This is a genomic window from Cocleimonas sp. KMM 6892, assembly GCF_035798195.1.
GTDB classification, from domain to species: domain Bacteria; phylum Pseudomonadota; class Gammaproteobacteria; order Thiotrichales; family Thiotrichaceae; genus Cocleimonas; species Cocleimonas flava.
On the sequence record NZ_JAPFBV010000003.1, the window covers coordinates 318,668 to 340,461 of the forward strand.

18 protein-coding genes are annotated in these 21,794 nt (G+C 40.3%); 2 read left to right on the forward strand and 16 right to left on the reverse strand.

The features are described 5' to 3' along the window. Window positions 1-140: 140 nt before the first annotated feature. The 8 genes from OO007_RS10515 to OO007_RS10550 all read right to left on the reverse strand — a co-directional run bounded on the left by OO007_RS10515 (window position 141) and on the right by OO007_RS10550 (window position 9,977). Window positions 141-1,415 carry an NRAMP family divalent metal transporter gene (locus OO007_RS10515; RefSeq protein WP_325808766.1) on the reverse strand — a complete coding sequence of 425 codons (1,275 nt, stop codon included), beginning with the start codon at window positions 1,413-1,415 and terminating at the stop codon, window positions 141-143. 292 nt (window positions 1,416-1,707) lie between these two features. Next, on the reverse strand, window positions 1,708-2,907 hold the full coding sequence (locus OO007_RS10520; protein WP_325808767.1) for a DegT/DnrJ/EryC1/StrS family aminotransferase: 1,200 nt from the start codon (window positions 2,905-2,907) through the stop codon (window positions 1,708-1,710). Between the two features lie 431 nt (window positions 2,908-3,338). Beyond that, entirely contained in the window at window positions 3,339-4,379 is a 1,041-nt protein-coding gene (dctP, locus tag OO007_RS10525; RefSeq protein WP_131907575.1) for a TRAP transporter substrate-binding protein DctP, read from the reverse strand. A gap of 117 nt (window positions 4,380-4,496) precedes the next feature. Then, a complete protein-coding gene (locus OO007_RS10530; RefSeq protein ID WP_131907576.1) occupies window positions 4,497-5,822 on the reverse strand; it encodes a TRAP transporter large permease in 1,326 nt (441 codons plus the stop codon). Further along, window positions 5,812-6,330: a TRAP transporter small permease subunit gene (locus tag OO007_RS10535; protein ID WP_131907577.1), complete on the reverse strand. Its 519-nt coding sequence runs from the start codon at window positions 6,328-6,330 to the stop codon at window positions 5,812-5,814. Before OO007_RS10535 ends, OO007_RS10530 begins: the two co-directional genes overlap by 11 nt. A 42-nt stretch (window positions 6,331-6,372) precedes the next feature. Then, window positions 6,373-7,755 (reverse strand): aldehyde dehydrogenase family protein, encoded by a 1,383-nt coding sequence (locus OO007_RS10540; protein ID WP_325808768.1) that lies wholly within the window; start codon window positions 7,753-7,755, stop codon window positions 6,373-6,375. Window positions 7,756-7,760: 5 nt separating this feature from the next. After that, window positions 7,761-9,131 (reverse strand): glutamine synthetase family protein, encoded by a 1,371-nt coding sequence (locus tag OO007_RS10545; protein ID WP_325808769.1) that lies wholly within the window; start codon window positions 9,129-9,131, stop codon window positions 7,761-7,763. A 51-nt stretch (window positions 9,132-9,182) separates the two neighbouring features. Continuing rightward, window positions 9,183-9,977: an N-formylglutamate amidohydrolase gene (locus OO007_RS10550; RefSeq protein WP_325808770.1), complete on the reverse strand. Its 795-nt coding sequence runs from the start codon at window positions 9,975-9,977 to the stop codon at window positions 9,183-9,185. A gap of 97 nt (window positions 9,978-10,074) precedes the next feature. Here OO007_RS10550 and OO007_RS10555 point away from each other — a divergent pair, with 97 nt between their 5' ends. Further along, the gene (locus OO007_RS10555; RefSeq protein WP_131907581.1) at window positions 10,075-10,947 is read left to right on the forward strand and encodes a MurR/RpiR family transcriptional regulator; all 873 of its coding nucleotides are present in this window, start codon (window positions 10,075-10,077) and stop codon (window positions 10,945-10,947) included. Between the two features lie 19 nt (window positions 10,948-10,966). After that, complete coding sequence (locus OO007_RS10560) at window positions 10,967-12,583, forward strand: GMC family oxidoreductase (protein ID WP_325808771.1); 1,617 nt, start codon at window positions 10,967-10,969, stop codon at window positions 12,581-12,583. Between the two features lie 157 nt (window positions 12,584-12,740). Here the strand turns inward: OO007_RS10560 and OO007_RS10565 are convergent, their stop codons facing one another. The 8 genes from OO007_RS10565 to OO007_RS10600 form a co-directional block, all read right to left on the reverse strand. After that, window positions 12,741-14,213 (reverse strand): NAD-dependent succinate-semialdehyde dehydrogenase, encoded by a 1,473-nt coding sequence (locus OO007_RS10565; protein WP_442784340.1) that lies wholly within the window; start codon window positions 14,211-14,213, stop codon window positions 12,741-12,743. A 45-nt stretch (window positions 14,214-14,258) separates the two neighbouring features. Then, window positions 14,259-15,431 (reverse strand): iron-containing alcohol dehydrogenase, encoded by a 1,173-nt coding sequence (locus tag OO007_RS10570; RefSeq protein ID WP_325808772.1) that lies wholly within the window; start codon window positions 15,429-15,431, stop codon window positions 14,259-14,261. Then, window positions 15,424-16,083, reverse strand: coding sequence for an ABC transporter ATP-binding protein (locus tag OO007_RS10575; RefSeq protein WP_131907585.1), 660 nt, complete (start codon window positions 16,081-16,083; stop codon window positions 15,424-15,426). Before OO007_RS10575 ends, OO007_RS10570 begins: the two co-directional genes overlap by 8 nt. Then, on the reverse strand, window positions 16,083-16,871 hold the full coding sequence (locus OO007_RS10580; protein WP_325808773.1) for an ABC transporter ATP-binding protein: 789 nt from the start codon (window positions 16,869-16,871) through the stop codon (window positions 16,083-16,085). Before OO007_RS10580 ends, OO007_RS10575 begins: the two co-directional genes overlap by 1 nt. Continuing rightward, window positions 16,868-17,827 carry a branched-chain amino acid ABC transporter permease gene (locus OO007_RS10585; RefSeq protein ID WP_207907157.1) on the reverse strand — a complete coding sequence of 320 codons (960 nt, stop codon included), beginning with the start codon at window positions 17,825-17,827 and terminating at the stop codon, window positions 16,868-16,870. The genes OO007_RS10580 and OO007_RS10585 overlap by 4 nt, the downstream gene beginning before the upstream one ends. Beyond that, window positions 17,827-18,723, reverse strand: a complete 897-nt coding sequence (locus tag OO007_RS10590; protein ID WP_131907587.1) for a branched-chain amino acid ABC transporter permease — start codon at window positions 18,721-18,723, stop codon at window positions 17,827-17,829. The genes OO007_RS10585 and OO007_RS10590 overlap by 1 nt, the downstream gene beginning before the upstream one ends. A 108-nt stretch (window positions 18,724-18,831) precedes the next feature. Further along, window positions 18,832-20,133 (reverse strand): ABC transporter substrate-binding protein, encoded by a 1,302-nt coding sequence (locus tag OO007_RS10595; RefSeq protein WP_325808774.1) that lies wholly within the window; start codon window positions 20,131-20,133, stop codon window positions 18,832-18,834. Between the two features lie 430 nt (window positions 20,134-20,563). Beyond that, entirely contained in the window at window positions 20,564-21,793 is a 1,230-nt protein-coding gene (locus tag OO007_RS10600; protein ID WP_325808775.1) for an ABC transporter substrate-binding protein, read from the reverse strand. Window position 21,794: the final 1 nt, after the last annotated feature.

The following is a 21,794-nucleotide window of genomic DNA, read 5'->3' on the forward strand; positions in this document are numbered from 1 at the left end:
TGTTAAAACGTAATTAGAATTTATGCTTTGCGGGGGCACTTTTTTAGGTATCTATGACTTAATAGAACACTCATGTAAAAGCTATAAACTAACGTTTAACCGTTTCTCAGCATCGATATCATCATCGATAACATCAACGTTTACATTATCCATTTCCACCAGATAAATACCGCCAGAAAGATAAATAAGTAAGCGAGCCCCGCCCAACTAAGTACTTTCATAAATGGGCTTAACGCGAGTTTACCTTTTAAATTAGAGGTTACTAACAAGCGGTAATTTAACAAGGCAAATACGGGAGTTGTAATAAATGCGAGCACCATCGCAAAATCTAACATTGTCATTAACTTCGCGGTGAAAAACAGCAATACGATCATGGCAATAGCACTAACCACTGACATCCAAATTATATGGTTTTTCCGTTGATCCAGAGGCTTCCTTTGAATCAACAAATGCGCTTCAGACAATGATCGGCAATATCCATCGATAACCGTAATGGTGCTTCCGAAAATACAAAAGAAAGCAACAACAGCAATCAGGTATCGTGACCATTCCCCTATCGTTGATGCATACATACTAACCAGTTGATGGGAAAACCCAATGCCTGAGGATTTTAAGGTTTCGCCACTTCCATTGAGTACTAACGCGCCTAGAGCCAGGAATACAATGGCAAGAAGCGCTGTGCCGATATAACCTACGTTGAAATCAAACAGTGCTTGTTTTTCTGAAACATCCTGCTCTTCTCTTTGCTTCTTTAACCACATAGAAGTGAGACTGGAAACCTCTATTGGACCCGGCATCCACCCCATCATGATTACGATAAATCCGATTGCTGAAATATCCCAGATTGATGGGGACTGGAAATCTGCTGGAGCAACAGCCCCTTTACTGAATGCGATAATAGCGGCAGACACCGTTGCAACAACCAACACCAGCATAATTACTTTAGACAGTGAACTTAACGCGGAGTAATGCCCGCCAAACAAGATTGCCAGACAAACCGTTAAAATAATCCCTGCATTCGCAGTTATCGAAAGATCAAAGGGAGAAAAGTAGCCAAATAAACTGGCACTAAACATCAATAAAGCAGCGGTACTAACAATGGAAGCAATAACCATCAGGATGGTGTATACCCAGAGATATCCACGCCCCATTATGCTGTAGCCTTCAATCAGGCTTTTACCCGTTCCCATGGTGTATTGAATACCAGCCCTAAAGAATGGATATTTGAACAGGTTTACCAATAGAATAATGATCGCCAGTTGCCAGCCATAAATTGCGCCTGCCTTAGTCGATGCGACAAGGTGTGAACCACCAACAGCAGCTGTGGCCATCATGATTCCTGGACCAAAACTATTTAATATATCTTTCAACCGGTTTGTATTGGTTGCTGGGCTGGCTGTTGTTACATTTTCCATCTTTGGCTCTACTTCGATTTATGAAAGTAGTTTACTTCTCTCAAGACAAGGATCGTGAAACTACTTTGAGAATTTCAGATTTTTCAAACAACCTTTTTCAAAGAATATTGATCTAGGCGATTCAAAATCGGGAGGCAATTATAGTAAGGGGACTCAACAACTGTAAATGCCATTTATACGATTTATTGAATTAATACAGACAAATATCAAGAAACACTTTTAGAAGTACCCAGTATTCAATACTCGCCTGGATTTAATCATTGAATACTGGCTTTGATTGCCGCTACGAGGATTAGCTTCGGGGCATCGTATCCAGCACTTCAATAATTATGCTGGCAATCAATGTCATGTCATCAAGGTCAAACGTTAACGGAATTCGTAAATCAAAGGTGTTTGATAATATCTTCAACGTCTGTGGTAATTCCGCGGTTTCCTCAATATAACGCCAGCTATCGAAACGACTCGTAAAGCCTTGAGGTTCTCCACCACCAAACCATTTTAATTCTACCCCACGTTCAGCACATTGCTGAATAAAATCAGGAATACGTTTTTCATCGATGTCTTTCACTCTGAACTGAATCGAGCTTCCTACGAAATACTCTTGCTCTGGGCGATTCGCTAATTCAATCATAGGAGATAATGCTAGCGCTTGTTCCGCGGCATAATAACGATCATTCCAGCGCTTACAGTTCTCATCCAGCGTTGGTAATTGCACGCGTAAAATTGAAGCACGAAGGTTATCCATGCGACCGCTGTAATTAGGCGTATCTAATTTAATATCTTTAAACACTGATGGATCAGGTGCGGCTAAATGACGCTCATAAAGCATATAAGAACCTGAATGCATGATGGCACGAGCCATAATTTCCGGGTCATCACTCGTGAGCAATCCACCCTCACCCGAATTCATGTGTTTATAGGTTTGCGTGCTAAAACATGCAATCTTTCCAAAAGAACCAGACTTTTTGCCGTTCCAGCTTGCACCCATGGTGTGTGCGCAGTCTTCTATGAGCATCACATTATATTTATCGCATAGGGCTGTTACTGCATCCATATCAGCTAAATGACCACGCATATGTGACATCATAAAAAAGCGACTGTTACTAGATTGCATAACCTCTTCAAGGTGCTTCAGATCAACACAGTAGTTTTCATCAATCTCGGCTAATACGACTTTGCCACCAGCATTATCAATAGCACCCGGAACAGGCGCTAATGTAAATGCATTGGTAATAACAGGCTCACCCGGCTGCATTCCGGCAGCTTTTAGAGCAATGTGTAAAGCATAACCACCTGAAGCACATGCCAAACAATATTTAGACCCTTGATATTGAGCATATTCCTGCTCTAGCAATGCTGCCTCTGAGATCTCACCTTCAATCACATTATAACGATGCAATCGACCACCTCTTAGTATTTCTACTGCACGCTCTATGCCTGCCTCAGGGATAGTTTCTTGTTGTGTAAATGATTTAGTGAAGGTCTTATTCATAATATTTCTTTCGTAACATTTTTGATAATGAGTATCTAAAGCTTTTAGCCGAGTATTACTCAAAATATAGCCTAGTTGTTAATATTTCGTAAACTTAATCAATCTATCGAACAATACATTGATGTGTTTATCAATTTCACTTTGAATAAAGTAGATGAGAATGGTGCAAAAACAGAAAAGTAATTGATTTATGGCGGATTGATAGCGATAAGAAAGGGTTTTAACAGTAGGTAAATTTAGCGAAGCCACCCCCCTACTTATGGGCACTTTTTTTGATAAGGATAGTTAAACTATTAAAAAGCAGGACTTGCTTGAATTTAGCTTAGGGTCATCATTAATAAAGACATCTTAGTCTTTGGAGATAATCTGAAATTATCCCAAAGACCAAGAGTGTATTTACATAATCATTTTTGCATTAAACGAATAAAGACTTAGTAACGGTAAGGAACGCCCGCTTTTGCCATGACTTCGTTGTACTTTTTGAATGCTTTAACCACTTCAGCAGCACGTTTGTTTTTAGAGGCTATTTCATCCCAGAAACCATCTGCGTCAGCTACAACTGTATCCCACTCTTCTTTAGGGATGGTAGTAAGTTCCATTTTATCACCATTCACACGAAGATCAGCTTCTCCACCCCAGTACCAAACCTGACGGTAGTAATGCGATTGATCCATGGTAATTTTGAATAGCTCTTGTAAATGCGGTGGCACTTTTTCCCAACTCTTAGAATTTGCGAAGTATGAACCACACCATGCGCCAGTTACGTTATTGGTCAATGCATAATTACAGATATCTGCCCAGCCAACTTCATAAGCCTCAGTAAATCCACACCACGCAACACCGTCTAACTCACCCGTTTGTAGCGCAACTTCAACATCTTCCCAAGGCACAGTAACCGGTATTAAGCCGTAACGCGCCAAGAATCTTCCAGCAGTAGGTACACCGAATACTTTCTTTCCTTTGAGATCTTTCAATGAACGAATTGGGTCTTTAGTGAAGATATGACATGGATCCCAAGCACCTGCACCTAACCATTCAACACCTTCGATTTCATCATAGGATGCTTGCCAAATTTCATTTAATCCATAACGTTCGAATAATACGGGAAGATCAAGACTGTAACGCGTTGAAAACGGGAAATATCCACCGAAATCAGCCACATCTGCTGGGGATGCCATGGTCGCATCATCCGATTGAACCGCATCTAATGTGCCTTTTTGTAGTGCACGAAAGAGCTCATTGGTTGGCACTAACTGATCAGCGTAAAACAGTTCTATCTCCATCTCTCCATTCGCAGCTTTGTTAAATGCTTCGATTTGAGGCTTAATTACATGCGCACCAAGTGGAGCACCTGAATAAGTTTGGAGACGCCACTTTATGGGTTTCGCGGCTTTAATTATCGCCGGCGCTGCTACTGTCGCCGCAGCAGCGCCTATACCTGCTGCTTTTATGAATGAACGTCTGCTTGTCATCGTATTTTCCTCTGGTGTTGTGAATTAAATAAACAATAAAATAGGTAAACCTTACCTCCGTGTTATCCCTTCAAATATTGAAGGGCTGTAATTAATTTCCGTTTCTTTCGCTAAACCTTATTTGCCATACACATAGTTAGGTAACCACATGGCAATATTAGGGAAGATCATGATCAACGCTAAAGCGAGTGTCATGACTAACACGAACGGAATAATTGATGCATAAATATCGGGCATGGTAATTTCTTTGGGTGCCATGGCCCGCATTAAGAATAAGTTGTAACCAAATGGTGGGGTCATATACGCGATTTGAGTAGTAATGGTATACAGAACCCCGTACCAGATGAGATCGAACCCAAGGCCATGTACTAATGGTACATAAAGTGGCGCAACGATGACTAACATTGCCGTATCGTCTAAAAATGTTCCCATCAAGATAAATGACAATTGCATAAGGATTAAAATCGTCCAGGGGCTTAAACCAAGTTCCTCGGTGAATAAACCTTCAATCGCTTTTACTGCACCTAATCCATCAAATACAGCGCCAAAACCCAGGGCTGCAAGAACGATCCACATAAACATACAAGAAATAGCTAACGTGTTTCTAACGGAGTTTTCAAACACTTTACGCGTCATTCGGCCTTTTAAAACAGCGGCCAAAAATGCAGTGGTCGCACCAATCGCAGAACTTTCTACCAGGCTGGTCCAGCCTTTTACAAAGGGAATCATCATGGTGAAGAAAATAACTAATGGCAAAATACCCGCTAGTAGCAACTTACGCTTTTCCGCCTTGGTGTATTTCTCCATTTCTTCTTTGGGTAAAGCTGGGCCAAGTTCAGGCTGCATACGACAGCGTATATAAATATAAATTACAAACATGGTTGCCATCATTAAACCGGGCACTACACCAGCCAACCATAATTGACCAACCGGTTGACGAGCAATCATCGCGTATAAAACTAAAACGACCGATGGAGGCACCAGTATTCCCAATGAGGATCCAGCTTGCACCACTCCCGTGACCATGCGTTTATCGTAGCCTCGCCTTAGAAGTTCGGGCAAGGCGATGGTTGCTCCTATTGCCATGCCTGCAACTGATAAACCATTCATGGCTGATATCAATACCATCAAACCTATGGTTCCTATTGCAAGGCCACCATTGATTGGCCCCATCCACACATGGAACATTTTATATAAGTCTTCTGCTATCTTACTTTCGGAGAGGATATAACCCATGAATATAAAAAGGGGTAAGGTCAACATCGGATACCATTTCATCACTTTCATGGCTGCGGCAAAAGGGATATCAGAACCACCTGTACCCCACAAAGTGATTGCTGCTATAGCTGCAACACCTCCAATTGCACCAAATACACGCTGTCCTGTAAACAACATGAACATCATGGTGGCAAACATAAAAAAGGCGATTAATTCATACGACATTGATTGGCGCTCCACGAAGTTTGGCAATGTCTTTGAGCAATTCAGAAATAGCTTGAAGTAACATTAAAAAGATTCCAGTACACATGATGACTTTGATAGGCCACATAAGAGGGCGCCAGAGGCTAGGACTAAGTTCTTGATATTTGATAGCGTAGAGGGTCGAATCAATTCCTCCATATAACAGCACACCAAGATAAAAAATAAGTAGAAGTACGGTGAAACTATCTGTCCACGCTCTGCGTCGGTCTGACCATTTGGAATAGAATAAGTCCATCCTGACATTTGACCCAAGCTGTATAGAATAAGCCCCACCCAGCAAGTAATAGCCAACAAGTACAAATTGCGCGACTTCCAAGGTCCAAAATGCAGGGATGGTGAATGCGGCTTTCGAGATACTCGACCACATCAAAATACCTATCATAAGAAATATTCCATACATCACAATACGCCCAACCCGATAGTTGAACTTATCTACGTACTTAACAAAAAGTATGGCAATAGTTGGCATTTTTATAGACTCTGGTTAAATATTGGGCGAATAAAACTCTACTTATTGTTTCTTCAAATGGAATGATTTGGGTCGAGTTAAATTGTGATACCCAATAACGGATAGACCACCACCTCTCCCTGTATCTTTGCAACCTGTCCAACACAACTCAGGGTCTACAAAATCACAGCGATTCATATACACAGTGCCCGTTTCAATCTGTGAGCCTATCTCATACGCTTTATCCGCATCTTTAGTCCAGATGGAAGCGGTTAAACCAAACTCGCTATCGTTCATTAAAGCAATAGCTTCAGCATCATCTTTGACCGACATGATTCCAACGACGGGACCGAATGATTCTTCGCGCATCACTCTCATATCATGATTAACATTGATTAAAATTGTAGGGCTCAGATAAGCACCACCATCATCTTCAGCAAACACATCAACACAACGCCTTGCGCCCTGCTCTATCGCCTCATCAATCTGCGCACGCACTTCATTAGCAAAACGTACTGTCGCCATTGGGCCAATCGTTGTTTCTGGGTCTAAAGGGTTGCCTAATTTATAGCCTTTAACGATAGCTGTGGCTTTCTCTATAAACGCATCAAATAAACTCTCATGAACGTAGATGCGTTCAATGCCACAACAACATTGGCCTGCGTTATACATGGCACCATCAATTAAGGTATCGACTGCCGCATCCAGGTCTGCATCTTCCCGAACATAGCCGGGATCTTTACCGCCTAATTCTGTACCGACACCTGTAAAAGTTCCGGCTGCTGCAATTTCCATCGCCTTGCCACCACCTACGGAGCCGGTGAAGTTAACAAAATCAAAAGCACTAGAACTAATCAGCTCCCCTGTTGTTTCATGACTGAGTAAGACATTTTGAAAAACATCTTTCGGAATTCCCGCTTCATGAAACGCTTTTTCTATACGCTCACCCACTAACAAAGTCTGCTCAGAATGTTTTAACAAAACAGAGTTGCCAGCTATGAGTGCAGGAACCACTGTGTTTACTGCCGACATATAGGGATAATTCCATGGTGCGATTACCAGCACTACACCTAGAGGAATACGGTCAATCCTTCTCACAAAGGCATCGCTATCTTCAACAATAATTGGAGCTAATGCTTTTTCGGCAAGGCCGGCCATGGTATCTGCGCGAAATTGGAAACCCGAATATTCACCACCATATCGAATGGGACGTCCCATTTGATGGGCTAATTCGATGGTTGTTTCTTCCTGAATTTCACCTAATTTTAAAACACCCAGATTGACCAATTCAGATCTTTCTTTAATAGACTTTTTTGCCCATTCAACCTGCGCCACTTTGGCTCGACTCGCCGCTTCATGAGCTTCAGTGCTCGTAAAGGTTTCACGCTCTGCATATAAACTTCCATCAATGGGAGATATGCATTTTAATATCTTAGTGTTAGTCATTATTTTTATACTCTCTCAAAGCCACGTTTAACTTCCCAGTCAGTGACAACTTTTTCAAATTCTTCTATTTCTACTTCGCCACATCTTACGTAATGTTTAACGACTTCCTCACCAAAGGCTTCTTTAAGCATATTCGATGCCCTCAAGGTCTCTATGGCTTTATATAAATTGCTTGGGATTGACTCAGCTTCTGAATCCTTATAAACATTGCCAGTGAATTCTGGTGGAAGTTTCATCTTTTCTTCAATGCCTTTTATACCCGCAGCTAACATTGCTGATTGCGCTAAATATGGATTCATATCCGACCCGGGCACTCTACACTCAACTCTAATTGCTGAACTTCCTGCCCCACACAATCTGAAGGCTGCTGTTCGGTTATCTACAGACCAAACAATTTTAGTAGGAGCAAAGCTACCTTTGGCAAACCGTTTATAGCTATTTACATAAGGCGCCATAAAATAAGTGTAATCCGTTGCGTAGGCTATCAAACCTGCCATGTAACTATCCATAATTTCGGATTTACCTAATTCGCATTTTTCATCAAAGAAAATCGAGTTTCCATCCTTCCACAAAGATTGATGTACATGTGACGAACTACCAATACGGGTATGATCCCATTTTGGTAAAAAGGTCACTGCATGCCCTTGCTGCCAGGCAATTTCTTTAGTCGCATGTTTTGCGATGATATGGTGATCAGCGCACGCGAGGGCTTCATCATATTTTATATTTAATTCTTCCTGACCCGCTTCAGCTTCACCTTTTGACCCTTCTACCGGAATACCCATTGCGTATAAATGGTTTCTCAGCGGGCGCATGACGCCTTCTTCTTTGGTGGTTTGAAAGATATGGTAATCTTCGTTATAAGCACCAATAGGCGTCATTTGCTTATAGTTGCTATTCGCTAGTTCTTCAAAGCTTTCTTTGAATAAAAAGAACTCTAATTCTGTTGCCATATATGCCGTATAACCAAGACTTGATAATTTTGCTATTTGACCTTTAAGCATTTCTCTTGGTGAGTGAGGCACTGGTTTATGGGTACTATGATCAATCACATCACACAAAACCATTGCAGTCCCTTCAAGCCATGGCACATAACGTAAAGTAGATAAGTCAGGCTTCATGACATAATCCCCATAGCCTGCTTCCCAACTTGTAGAGGCATAACCATCAGGAGTTTCCATTTCTAAATCTGTTGCCAGCAGATAAGTACAACAGTGAGTTTCCTGGTAGGCACTCTCAACAAAACTTTGAGCATGGAATCTTTTTCCCATCAGGCGTCCTTGCATATCAACAAGGCAAACCAGAACAGTATCGATACTTCCATCATTTACGTCAGACTTTAAAGTCTCAAAGGTAAGTTGTTTGGTTTCAGTCATTTTTATCTTTTCACCTTTTGTATAATAGCCCTAAAAATTAGCGCTAGACGTCTATGCATTTGCTAAAGCTTCGTAAATGGAAGTGCTTAAATCTACAGCAATAGCGTTAATATCTGATGAATTGGAAAGCAAATCATTCTTGATTTCTATCATCACATTCATGAAGTTTTTATCTTGAGCATGTTTATTTATTGTATGCATGACATTGTCACTAACATCATAAGGAGCGTTAAATTCTGCCTTTAATTGAGTTCTATTCTTCACTTCTCGCATCATCAACTTCGCTAGGCGATCATCTTTATCATGTAGTATTCCTAACTCTACAGAACGCTCCTCACCAAAAAAAACCGGTGTGAAACTATGTAATGTGATGATTGCTGGAGAAGCATGCTGCGCTGAAAGTGACAAGCGATCAGGATTGTAAATTGTCTTATTTATCAACTTATGAAAGGGTTCATAAACATGCTTAACCCGATCATCTATTTCGGCTTCACTTAAGTTTTTATTACCGGGAACGTCAATAACTTCGCTTTTACTAGGTATACCAATGCCTGACTCAGGTGCTCTATTACAATCATAAACAAGTCTTGATACATTCGCTGCTATCAAAGGCGCATCAAGCAGTTCACTAACTTCACAGGCCATTTCATAAGCACCAATATCCCATGCTGCATGTGACACCAAACCCTCTTGATTTAAACCCAGGTCATTTAAAAACGGTGGGATAAAATTAGAAGCATGCTCACAGATCAAAACGATCGGAGCTTTGCCATCAGGGTTAATTAATTTAGCCGCTTCAACGCCTTGATCAGCAAATAAATTAATCGATGTATTATGATTTTCCATTATGTACAATTCTGTACATTTATTTTAACACTGTCAATATTATTTCTGATAAAGTCTCTTCCATAAGAAATATACACATTCTTTGAGGAAGGTATTTATGAAATCAGGCACAGGTATTGTTAAAGACATTTTGAGTGATTGCATGGATGAATTAACGCATTCAGAACGTCAAGTAGCCAGTATTTTACTCACTGATTACCCAGTAGCTGGAATGCAATCAATTACTTCCTTGGCATCAATAGCCAAAGTTTCCACACCTACGGTAGTAAGACTGGCGAAAAAACTGGGGTTTGATGGTTTTTCTAAAATGCAGGAGGCACTGAGAGAGGAAGTAGCGGCACAAATAAAAAAACCTGTTTCAAAGCATGATTCGTGGATTACTGAATCTTCAAATAAGCATATTTCACATCAATTTGCAGATGCTGTTGCCGCTAATTTACGCCATACATTAGATCGATTAGACCAAAATGCATTTGATTCCGTTGCAGAGATTTTAGGAGATTCCTCAAGAAGAATATTTTTAGTCGGAGGTAGAATAACGCGTTCGAACGCAGATTATTTTTATAATCATTTACAGATAATTAGACCTAAAGTTACGCTGTTAAGCGAGTCATCTAATGTTTGGCCACAATATATTCTAGATATGGACGAGAGTTCCATACTGATTATTTTCGACATAAGACGATACGAAAAAGACCTGCAAAAACTTGCTCATTTAGTCAAAGAGAGAGGATGTACGATAATTTTATTTACTGATCAATGGGGCTCACCTATCGAGAAACATGCTGAATATTGTTTCAAGTCCCTCGTTGAAGTGCCATCCAGTTTAGATTCGACGATAGCTATTACCTTCATCGTCGAATCGTTATTGGCGCAGATTCAAAACCAAAGCTGGGATAGCAGTCGTGATCGTATTGAAAGTCTAGAAGCAATGTTTGGTGTCACTAAACTGTTTAGAAATTTAAAGTAAATTTTCAAGAGAAAAGATAATGAAGTCATTTGATTACATAATTGTTGGCGCCGGAGCATCGGGATGCGTAGTAGCCAATCGTTTGAGTGCTAATCCTAACGTTACAGTCTGTTTAATAGAAGCAGGCGGTAGCAATAAACAACCTTGGGTATCAATTCCTGCCGGCGTTTTTATTAGCTATAACAATAAAAACCATGACTTTAAGTACGAAGGCGCACCACAAAAACACCTGAATAATCGTGTGATTACAGTCAATCGTGGCAAAGGTTTGGGTGGCTCAACCTCGATAAACAATATGGTTTATATTCGAGGGAATCGCAAAGACTATGACACCTGGGAGCAACTTGGCTGCGAAGGTTGGTCTTATGATGATGTTCTTCCTGTTTTTAAAAAACTGGAAAAGAATGAAGTCGGTCAAAGCCCTGAGTTTCATGGTTTTGACGGTGAAGTTACTATTGTCAAACCGCAAGATACCAACAAAGTAGGACAACTATTTGTATCTGCAGGAGAGCACATTGGGCTTCCTGAAAATACTGACTTTAACGGGAAAACTCAATTAGGCTTAGGCACGTTCAATTTAAAGCAAAAAAATGGCGAGCGAGTCAGCAGTTACACCGCATTTGTAAAACCAGTACTTGATTCTCGATCAAACCTAACGGTTATGACAAACACGGAAGTTTTATCTTTAAATATTGAGGGTGACAACGTCACCAGTATCAATATCGAACAAAATGGTGAAGCAAAAGTTCTTCAATGCAATAAAGAAGTAATCTTGAGTTCAGGCGTTATTTCATCTCCACGTATACTAATGGCATCAGGTATAGGAAATGCCGATGAATTAAAAGAATTAGGTATTGAATGTAAAAAAGATTTGAAAGGAGTTGGGGAAAACCTTCAAGATCATATAGATAGCATGGTGACTGTTCGCTCAAACAGCGCCAGTTCAATAGGTGTTTCATTAAGAACTTTACTACCACATGTAATTCCAGCGCCCTTTAAATACATATTAAAACGCATGGGTTGGTGGACAACGAATTACACGGAGGTAGGAGGATTTGCCAAAACCAAGTTCGCCGAGCAAGCCAATGATGACCCTGACATACAATTTCACTTTACCCCCCTGTACAGAAGTCACCGAGGCAAAAGTTTTGAATTTGGCCATGGTTATTCCATCTTCACTTGTGTATTGAGACCGCAAAGCAAAGGTACCGTGAAATTAGCCAATGATGGTACTCATCGCAACGTCATTATCGACTACAACTTTTTTGCTAAAGAACAGGACCAGAAAGTGCTCATAGAAGGAGTCAAAAAAGCGCGTGAGGTTCTTGCGTCACCTGTATTTGATGAAATACGCGGCAAAGAAATGGCACCAGGAAAAGACGTACAAACCGATGAAGAAATTTTAGAATATCTTAAGCAAACTACCACCACGGTTTATCATCCTGTCGGTACTTGTAAAATGGGAATTGACGAGCTGGCAGTTGTTGACCCAAAGACCTTAAAAGTCATCGGGATGAACAATTTACGCGTGATTGATGCCTCGATAATGCCTAAATTAATTAGTGGCAATACATCAGCACCATCAATGATGATAGGTGAGATGGGCTCAATGATGATATTGAGAGATACAAAGTAAACACTGTTTTTATAATTTAATGTTACTTGGATAATGTGAGTCTCATATAGACTCACATTTTAATATCAGCATCTAATGTTAAAAATATTTAGCAGAATCCCCTACAGAAACTGCTAAATAAAATCCCTTTAAGGGGAGAGAAATCAACAACTAAGATTTATTGCATTTGACCTAAACAGACATACTTCATCTCTAAATAGTCGTCAGCTCCGTATTTTGATCCTTCACGACCAAGACCTGATTGTTTTATACCTCCGAAAGGAGCTACTTCAGTAGAAATTAATCCAGAGTTAACGCCGACCATTCCATATTCCAAAGCTTCTACAACTCGCCATACTTTTTTCAAGTCGTTAGCATAGAAATAAGATGCCAAACCATATTCTGTGTCATTCGCTTGCTCAATCACATCTTCAACTGTCTCAAAGCTAAATAATGGAGCAACTGGGCCAAATGTTTCTTCTTTGGCGATAAGCATCGTTTTATTGACGTTTGTTAGAATAGTGGGATTAAAATATGCACCTTCACCTTTTGGTCGATCTCCACCAATTAAAACCTTTGCACCTTGATTCACCGCATCATCAATATGCTGTTGAACTTTAGTTAATGCAGATTCATCAATTAGAGGTCCAGTTGTAACCCCTTCAGAGAAGCCATCGCCAACTTTTAATTCCGCCACTTTTTTAGCGAGTTTTTCAGCAAACTCTTCATAAACACCAGATTGAACATATAAACGGTTTGCACATACGCAGGTTTGCCCAGCGTTTCTATATTTAGAAATCATTGCGCCATCAACGGCAGCATCTATATCAGCATCATCAAAGACAATAAAAGGTGCATTACCTCCTAACTCTAAGCTTACTTTTTTAATCTGGTCTGAGCATTGACGCATTAGTATTCGCCCTACTTCGGTCGAACCGGTAAACGTTAATTTCCGTACAGTGTCATTTTCACAAAACTCTTTTCCGATTTCTGCGCTTTGAGTACTGGTGATAACATTTAAAACACCCGCTGGTAATCCAGCACGGTCGGCTAATTCAGCCAAAGCAAGAGCAGACAGTGGTGTTTCAGCAGCCGGTTTACTTACCACAGCACAACCAACTGCCAGAGCAGGAGCAATCTTTCGCGCAATCATTGCATTAGGAAAGTTCCAAGGTGTAATTGCCGCAACAACCCCAATTGGCTGTTTCATTACAATAATCCTGATATCTTGTTGATGACCAGGGATTGTATCGCCGTATATTCGTTTGGCTTCTTCACTAAACCACTCAACAAATGAAGCTCCGTATAAGATTTCACCTCTTGCTTCAGCGTGGGGCTTTCCCATCTCCATCGTTAAAATCGTTGCTAGATCATCAGCATTGGCAACTATTAGATCAAATAGCTTACGCAAAACTAACGCACGCTCTTTTCCTGTTTTAACAGCCCATGCGCGTTGTGCGCTTTCTGCTACTTGAATAGCATTCTGCGTTGCTTCACGATCTAACTCAGGTAATGTTGCAATAACCTCCATAGTAGATGGATTTGTTACATCAAATGTTTTATCTGAATAAACCCAATCTCCGTTGATATAGGCTGCGGGTTTTAACAGATCTTTATCTGTTAGCTTGTTCATCAATTGTTCTGAAATCATCTAAATTCTTCTCTTTGAATAATAAAAAGTAACTATCAACCGGCGCTATAGTGCTTTTTTATAAATATCTTTGGCATCTTGTAGTAATACTTCACGTGGATTATTTACCAATAGGCGTTGTTGCTTTAATGCATCCTCAGCCAATCTATCAATATCACTCTCACTGATACCTACTTCTTTTAACGTAGTTTCAAGACCCAGGTCTTTAATCAAATCCTGTATTCCTTGAATGAGTTCTGAAGTAATTGCTTCAGCTGATTGACTCAAATCGATACCAGGAAATATGTAAGGTGCTAACTCAGCATACTTATCGGCACATTCAGGGATATTAAATTCCATGACTTGGCAGAGAACTAGTGCATTTGATAAACCGTGAGGAACATGAAACAAGCTACCGATTGGGTAAGCCAGGGCATGTACAGCAGCCACTGGAGAATTAGCAAATGCTTGGCCAGCTAACATAGATCCAATCATCATGTTTGATCGTGCATCTAAATTTGTACCGTTGAAAACAGCTTCTTTGATATTCGAAGATAGTAATGCAAGCGCTTTAGTAGCAAATATCTTTGAGATAGGGTTATTGTTCACACTCATAGAGATATAAGCTTCAATAGCATGAACCATTGCATCGATGCCAGTTGCTGCTGTGATATGAGATGGCAGACCTATAGTGAGCTCAGCATCTAATAGTGCTAAGTCAGGCAATATAATGGGAGAAACCACCCCTTTCTTTTCATCTACACCTGTAGTTACTATCGACACTGCAGTTACTTCTGAGCCTGTACCTGCAGTAGTCGGCACTAGCACTAGTGGCAACCTTGATCCTTTAGCCTGATTGACACCGTAGATACTAGATATTTCTTCTTCAGAACATGCCAATAGCGCAATCAATTTAGCAACATCCATTGAACTACCACCACCAAAACCTATCACTACTGAGACATTATTTGATTTAGCAGTATCAACAGCATTCAAGACTGTTTCTTCTTTCGGGTCAGCTTCCACTTGATCAAAAAGAATGGTCTTAAAGCCGGCTTTATCAAGGCTTTCTAATGCTGTAGAAGCTAAGCCAAGTGCCATTATTCCCGGATCAGTTACAAACATAATAACTGCATCTTTTTCAACCGAGGACATCTTGCCAACTAACTCTCCAATCTTATTAGAGCTTCCTAGCTCATTATGAATTGAAGGTGTTGTATTAAAAGTAAAACTATTCATTGATATTCTCCATCTGATTTATTGAGCCACGTTCAATTACATACACTTTATCGACGACTTCTTTAGAATGTGTGTAATCAGATTCTGAGATCAACACAGACAAATTTTCATCTTTAAGGCTCGATATCACTTCCATTAAGTGTTGCGCCAACGCTGGAGCAACTCCTTCAAAAGGCTCATCTAATAAAAGTAGATCTGTTCCTACGACCAATGCTCTCGCTAGCGCCACTAACTTTTGCTGACCTCCACTTAATGTAAGTGCCTTGCGATCAGCAAAGCGCCCAATCTCAGGCATGAGATCATAGACCCACTTTAGTCTTGATAAGTCCGCAGTCTTTTTTGAAGCCCACAATGGCACTAAAATATTTTCTTCTACTGTAAAATGTGGAACCAGTCGTCTATCTTCCGGCAAGTAACCGATACCTAATCCAGCTCTTGCATGTGCTTTTTCAGCGTGTAATTTTCTACCTTTGAAGATTAATTCGCCTGACTCTCTATCAATTAACCCCATAATGGCTCGCATCAAAGTCGTCTTACCGGCACCATTACGTCCAATTAAACCAACGGTTTCACCTTCTGCGATCGATAGAGCAACGCCATCGAGAATCGGTACTTTTTGAATTGATAAACTTAAATCATTAACGGTAAGCATTAGGCAATCCCTCCCTGTTGTTCCGTTTCAGCTTGTCGATGGAATTCTTTTCCGATAACAAATTCACGTACTTTTTCGTTTTCAAGCACATCTGCAGCATCACCATCTGCGAGGACTGTGCCTTCATAAAAAGCGATTACTCTTGGCGCAAACTTCTCAATGATTTCCATATCATGTTCAATAAACAATACTGCTGTTTTCGTACTTTTAAGTGCACTGATTAGAACATCCATAATTTGCATTTTTTCGTCGGCACTAACACCACTGGTTGGCTCATCCAAAAATAACAACTCAGGGTCGCCCACGGTTGCCATAGCAATATCAATCAATTTACGTATACCTTGCGCAAGAACTCCTACCTCGCTTTCTGCATATTGATCAATCTGGAATCTGCGCAGAATACCCATTGCCTCATCAAAAATTTCTTTATTGATAGTCGGTTTCAACATTGAAGGTTTTACTTCTCTAGCCACTGTTAACGCAATAATAATGTTATCGATAACAGTCAATTCCATGAACAATTGCGGTATTTGAAAAGATCTGCAAATACCTAAGCGTGTAATATCACGCGTCTTTTTCCCCGTAATACTTTCACCGTGAAAAAGGATTTGTCCTGAGCTTGGTTCCAGATACCCCGTAACCATATTGACAAAGGTCGTTTTACCCGCACCATTTGAGCCAATCACACCCAATACTTCTCCAGCACCAATTTTAATATTGATATTAGATGCGGCAACCACAGCACCAAAGGTTCGCTTTAAATCTATCGTTTCAAGAATAGTATTCATTTTTGAGTCGTCTCCTCTGCTGATGCCTTCTTTCGTTGTATCAAAGACCAAAGACCTTTTGGTAAAAAGATAATGGTTAACAACATGATGACTCCTAAAATCATCTGCCAGGTATTGGGAGATGCTTCGACCGCATATACTCGAACAATTTCAAGAATAAAAGTGCCGAACAATGGAGCTACGATATTACCTACACCACTTAGAATTGAAATGAATACAAATTGTCCAGACGTCGTCCAATTTGTCATTTCCGGATCAACGTGACCCAAAGCTAAAGCCCATAAAACACCGCCAAGACCAGATACCGTGGCAGCAATCATGTATTTGATATGAACTGCTCTATGTGCTGATGTACCTAGATACTCAAGACGAATTTCATTTTCTCTGAGTGCTTCACCAATAAAACCCATTGGACTTCTTAAATAGCGATTCAATAACGCCGCACAAAGTAGCGCTGGAATACAAGTAGCAATATATAAAGCATGCTTAGCAGTATCCCCTTCAGGTGCCCAACCCAAATAGGTAGGACTTGGTATATTGAAACCATCTGTACTACCTAAGACTTCCAACTTACTAAGTAGTCCGTAAAGAATCATGGATAATGCTAGCGATAGCATTGCAAAAAATATTTCCCTATATCGACGCAATAAAAACCCTGCGATAAAAGCCATAAATAAACTCACAAGCATGCCGATAATTAACAATATGAAAATATCTGAAACACCCATGAATTTCCCAGCCATTCCCGCTGCGTAACCACCGATACAAAAATACAGGCCTTGACCAAAGCTAACCAGACCAGCACGCATTTGAATCATTACAGCCAAGGCAACAAGGCCAGTACCTAGTGATACTTGAATATAATTAACGACCCATTCAGGTAAAACGAAACCTAATAAAATTAAAATAGGTATTCCTGCAAGTAACAGCTTCTCTGTTCTATCTAAATTCATCATTAAATCTTCCTCCCTTGAGCCAAGGAAAATAAACCGTAAGGTTTTATTGCCAGTACAGCTGCCATAACTAGATATATAGAAAAGAGTTCTGCTGGTGGATATAGATGTACCGATACTGCTCGAGCAAAACCAACAAATATCGCACCGATAATGGCTCCGCCAATACTACCCATACCGCCAATCACGATAACGGCGAACGCCATTACAATAACTTCAGCACCGATACCTGGAACCACAGAAATCTGCGGAGCAGTTACAGCACCGCCTAATGCACCCAGAGTTGTTCCTATAACGAATGTTGCTGAGAAGAATAAAGTAACGTTAATACCTAAAGCACTACTAACCTCTCTATCTTCAATAACCACCAATAACAACTTGCCTGTTGTTGTTCTATTTAATCCCCACCAAAGGACAGCCCCGCATAAGACAGCCAATCCAATCAATGCAAATTTGTATACTGTGTATGGGATACCAAAAATTTCGATATTCCCTAAATAATATGCCGGCTGATACGCCACCAGTGATTCAGTTCCCCAGATCAACTTTGTTGCATCTTCCAAAATTAAGAAAATGGCATAAGTCACTAAGACCATGAGAACTTCATCTCGGCCATACATAAACCGTAAGATTCCTCTTTCGATTATCAGCCCCGCGACTAATCCGACCACTATCGCCATTAATGGAATCAACAGGTAAGTGAATGCTACGGACGACCCTGTTTGCATATACAGGCCAATTGCCCATGCAGAAGAATAAGCACCTAACGCATAAAACCCTCCATGCGCGATATTTAAAATTCGCATCACACCGTAGATCAGGGTTAATCCTACTGAAGACAGGAATAACCATGCGGCGAAGCCTAACCCATCTATTAATATTGCTACTGCAGTTAACATATAGCCTCCTCAAATTTAGGAAAAATCTGGAGGAGATTTATCAAAACCTCCAGATTAAAATCTAGTGAGATCGCCTCATGGCAAACTCACTAGCTATTGGAAGTTATGCTATTTACAAACAGCACCTTTGAACCCTGATTCAATCCATTCCAGACTTTTCATACCTTCTGGAGGATTAACACATGCCGCGTTATAACGCTTAATATTAACTAATGTGCCTTTACCGGATGCTTTATCAAACTTATAGGTACCAAACGCTGTTCCCTGTGTTGCCTGATGGCCTCCTGCGAGATTCATAGAAATTTTTCCGCTAGGAACTTCAAACTCCAAGCCTTTAAACGCTTCAATTGTAGCTGCTTGATCTGTTGAATTTGCTTTATCAGCAGCAGACTTAACACCCAAGATAGCTTGAGCCATGTGATAAGAAGGGTAAGTAGGAAGTGACTTAAAACGATCTACGTATGCTTTTACAAACCAATCATTTAATGCGCTATCTTCCGCTAAAGGACCATTCGGGCCACGTGCTCCAATAATGGTGCCATCAGGTATTTGTGAACCTAAACGTTCTATACCGGTTTCGCCACCTGTTAAAACCACTTTGCTTCGTGAAAACAACTGACGTCCGCCACCCTGAATAACAAGAGCTTCCATATCGCCACCCCAGAAACTCGAGTGAACTATATCTGGCTTCTTGGTCAACAATGCTGATATCTCAGCCCCGTATTGTCCAGCAAACACCTTAGGGAATTGCTCGCTCACTGATTTAGCTGACTCTTTAAGGACCTTCATTGAACCAGAAAAGTCTCTCCATGAATCTTGACCAAAAGCATAGTTTTGATTGATACCAGAATAAGTAGAAACATCTTTCACTGTATCGACTACGTATCTTGCCGCAGCAACATTATCCATAGTGGCATGAGCTGAAGTTCTAAAAACATACTTAGGCGATGTGATGATATCTTCGAAAACTTGCGATGTTCCACAATCGAAGAACACTGTTAATTTTTTCTCTTCTTCTGCTACTGGAGCAATAGCTTTACAACTACCAGAAGAGATGTAACCAATAACTGCATCTACTTCGTCTTTTTGAACCAATTTTTTATAATCAGCTACTTTCTGTTTACTGTTCTCATCAACAAAAATCGGAGCTATTTGCGCGCCGGCTAATCCAACAGATGAGTACGTACCAGGTAATTGACCCTTATTAATCGCATCAATCAAAAGCTCTGCCGCATTACGAGCTGGAATACCAAAAGGTCCCGCAGCACCCCCAGATAAAAATGTAACTACGCCCAGCTTTACTTCTTTTTTATCTTCCGCCACAGCCGAAGATGAGAATGCAGATACTACAAAAGCCGACGCCATCACTGAGGCAAGCAATCCTTTTTTTAACAATCTATCTTGAAACATAACTCCTCCTAAAAAAATCATTTAATTTCCAAGCAACAAGAAAATATTCTGTTATTGCTGCCAACTAGGATTGCAACAAGTGTGCCAAAAGAATAAGTCGTTGATTAATATAGATATTGTTTTTTATGGCGTGTTATTTTGATCGGATAGCGCTCGATCAAAAACGATCACTTGGCGGATACCGCTCATGTAGATTATTTAATAAGTAAAATTAGAATCAAAAAAGGCCGTTCAGAAAAACGTGATCTGAGCAGCCTTTTTAGTTATTTTTCTTCGAAAGAAAATCGGTCTTTTAAGCAATTTTTTGAGACAGCAATGTAGTTAGATGTATTGAGTCATCCAGAGAAATAAATATTGAGTTAAAAAATAAAAAGGAAATGTAAAAAGAAATATAAGAAAACTCTCCAAATAAGAAATATATTGGACGAAATTATTCGGGCATAAATACAAACCAGTCCCCTAATAGAACTTTCGCTGGTGCGTAATCATTATTCAGAATGGTTTTTCCAATAGCTTGCGCTTGCATCATTTGGTGAGTTTCGGGATCCATTTTTGAAGAGAATCCCTTTGGATCTTCTGGCAAATTCACTACTAAATTTTCCAACGCAAGTTGCAGTGCTTTTTTATCTTTAACGCCTTTAGCAATGCGTAACGCTTCACCAATAGCAATAATTCCGGCATAAGCACCTTCCGCAGCGTAGCTAGGAAATCGACCAGCCCTTTCATAAAAACCATTAACAAAATCGCGATTTGCTTTTGTTTCTGGCCAGTTAACGTGATGCCTTGCAGATAAGATGATACCAAGAGGCATCTCATCTCCCATCTCAGCCAACGTTTCATAATTGCCACCAGTATCAAAGTTCATCACCTGAGATTGATCAAATAAACCCAATGGTTTTGCTTGCTTGATAAACGTAACAAAGTCTTGCCCCCAATGCCCATTGATAACGATATCGGGCTTACTTCTATTGATTTCATGGATATAAATAGAATAGTCGGTTTCAAATAATTTCGGCCAGAACTCACCCACCACTTCAAAATTAAACCTCTGCTCTTTTAGAAAAAAGCGCAAATCATCCCACGCCTGATAGCCATATTCATAATCAGGGCCAATGAATGCTATTTTCAGCTTCTTTTTGGTCTTGAAGTTGCTTTGAATGTATTTAGCACCGGCTCGCATAGACTGCCGTGTGCCGTTATTCACCCTAAAATAATAAGGATGTAACGATTCATTAATCAAACTAGGAGAAGCATGATCAGTACCGATAAAAAACACCTTATTTTCTCGTGAAATATCTGTCACAGCCAATGCTATTTGCGAACTAACTACCCCACAGAGGAAATCAACCTTGTCCTTATTAATAAAGTTACGTGCAATCTGTACTGCTCGATGTGATTTTGATCGTGTATCACCAAATAAAACATCGATATCAGGGTAGTCATATTCTTTAGAGCTTTTAAGGTCAGCCAATGCCATTTTAATTGCAATAAGACTATCTCGGCCATACAACCCACCGGGACCAGCCAAAGGAAACATACACCCAACCTTTACAGTCTCTTTATCCAAAGAGGAAGCCTCTGCTGAATAAACGGGGTTGAATATCCCAAGTATTGTTACTGAGATGATAAGTAAAAAAATATGCGCCGCTTTTCTTTTCATT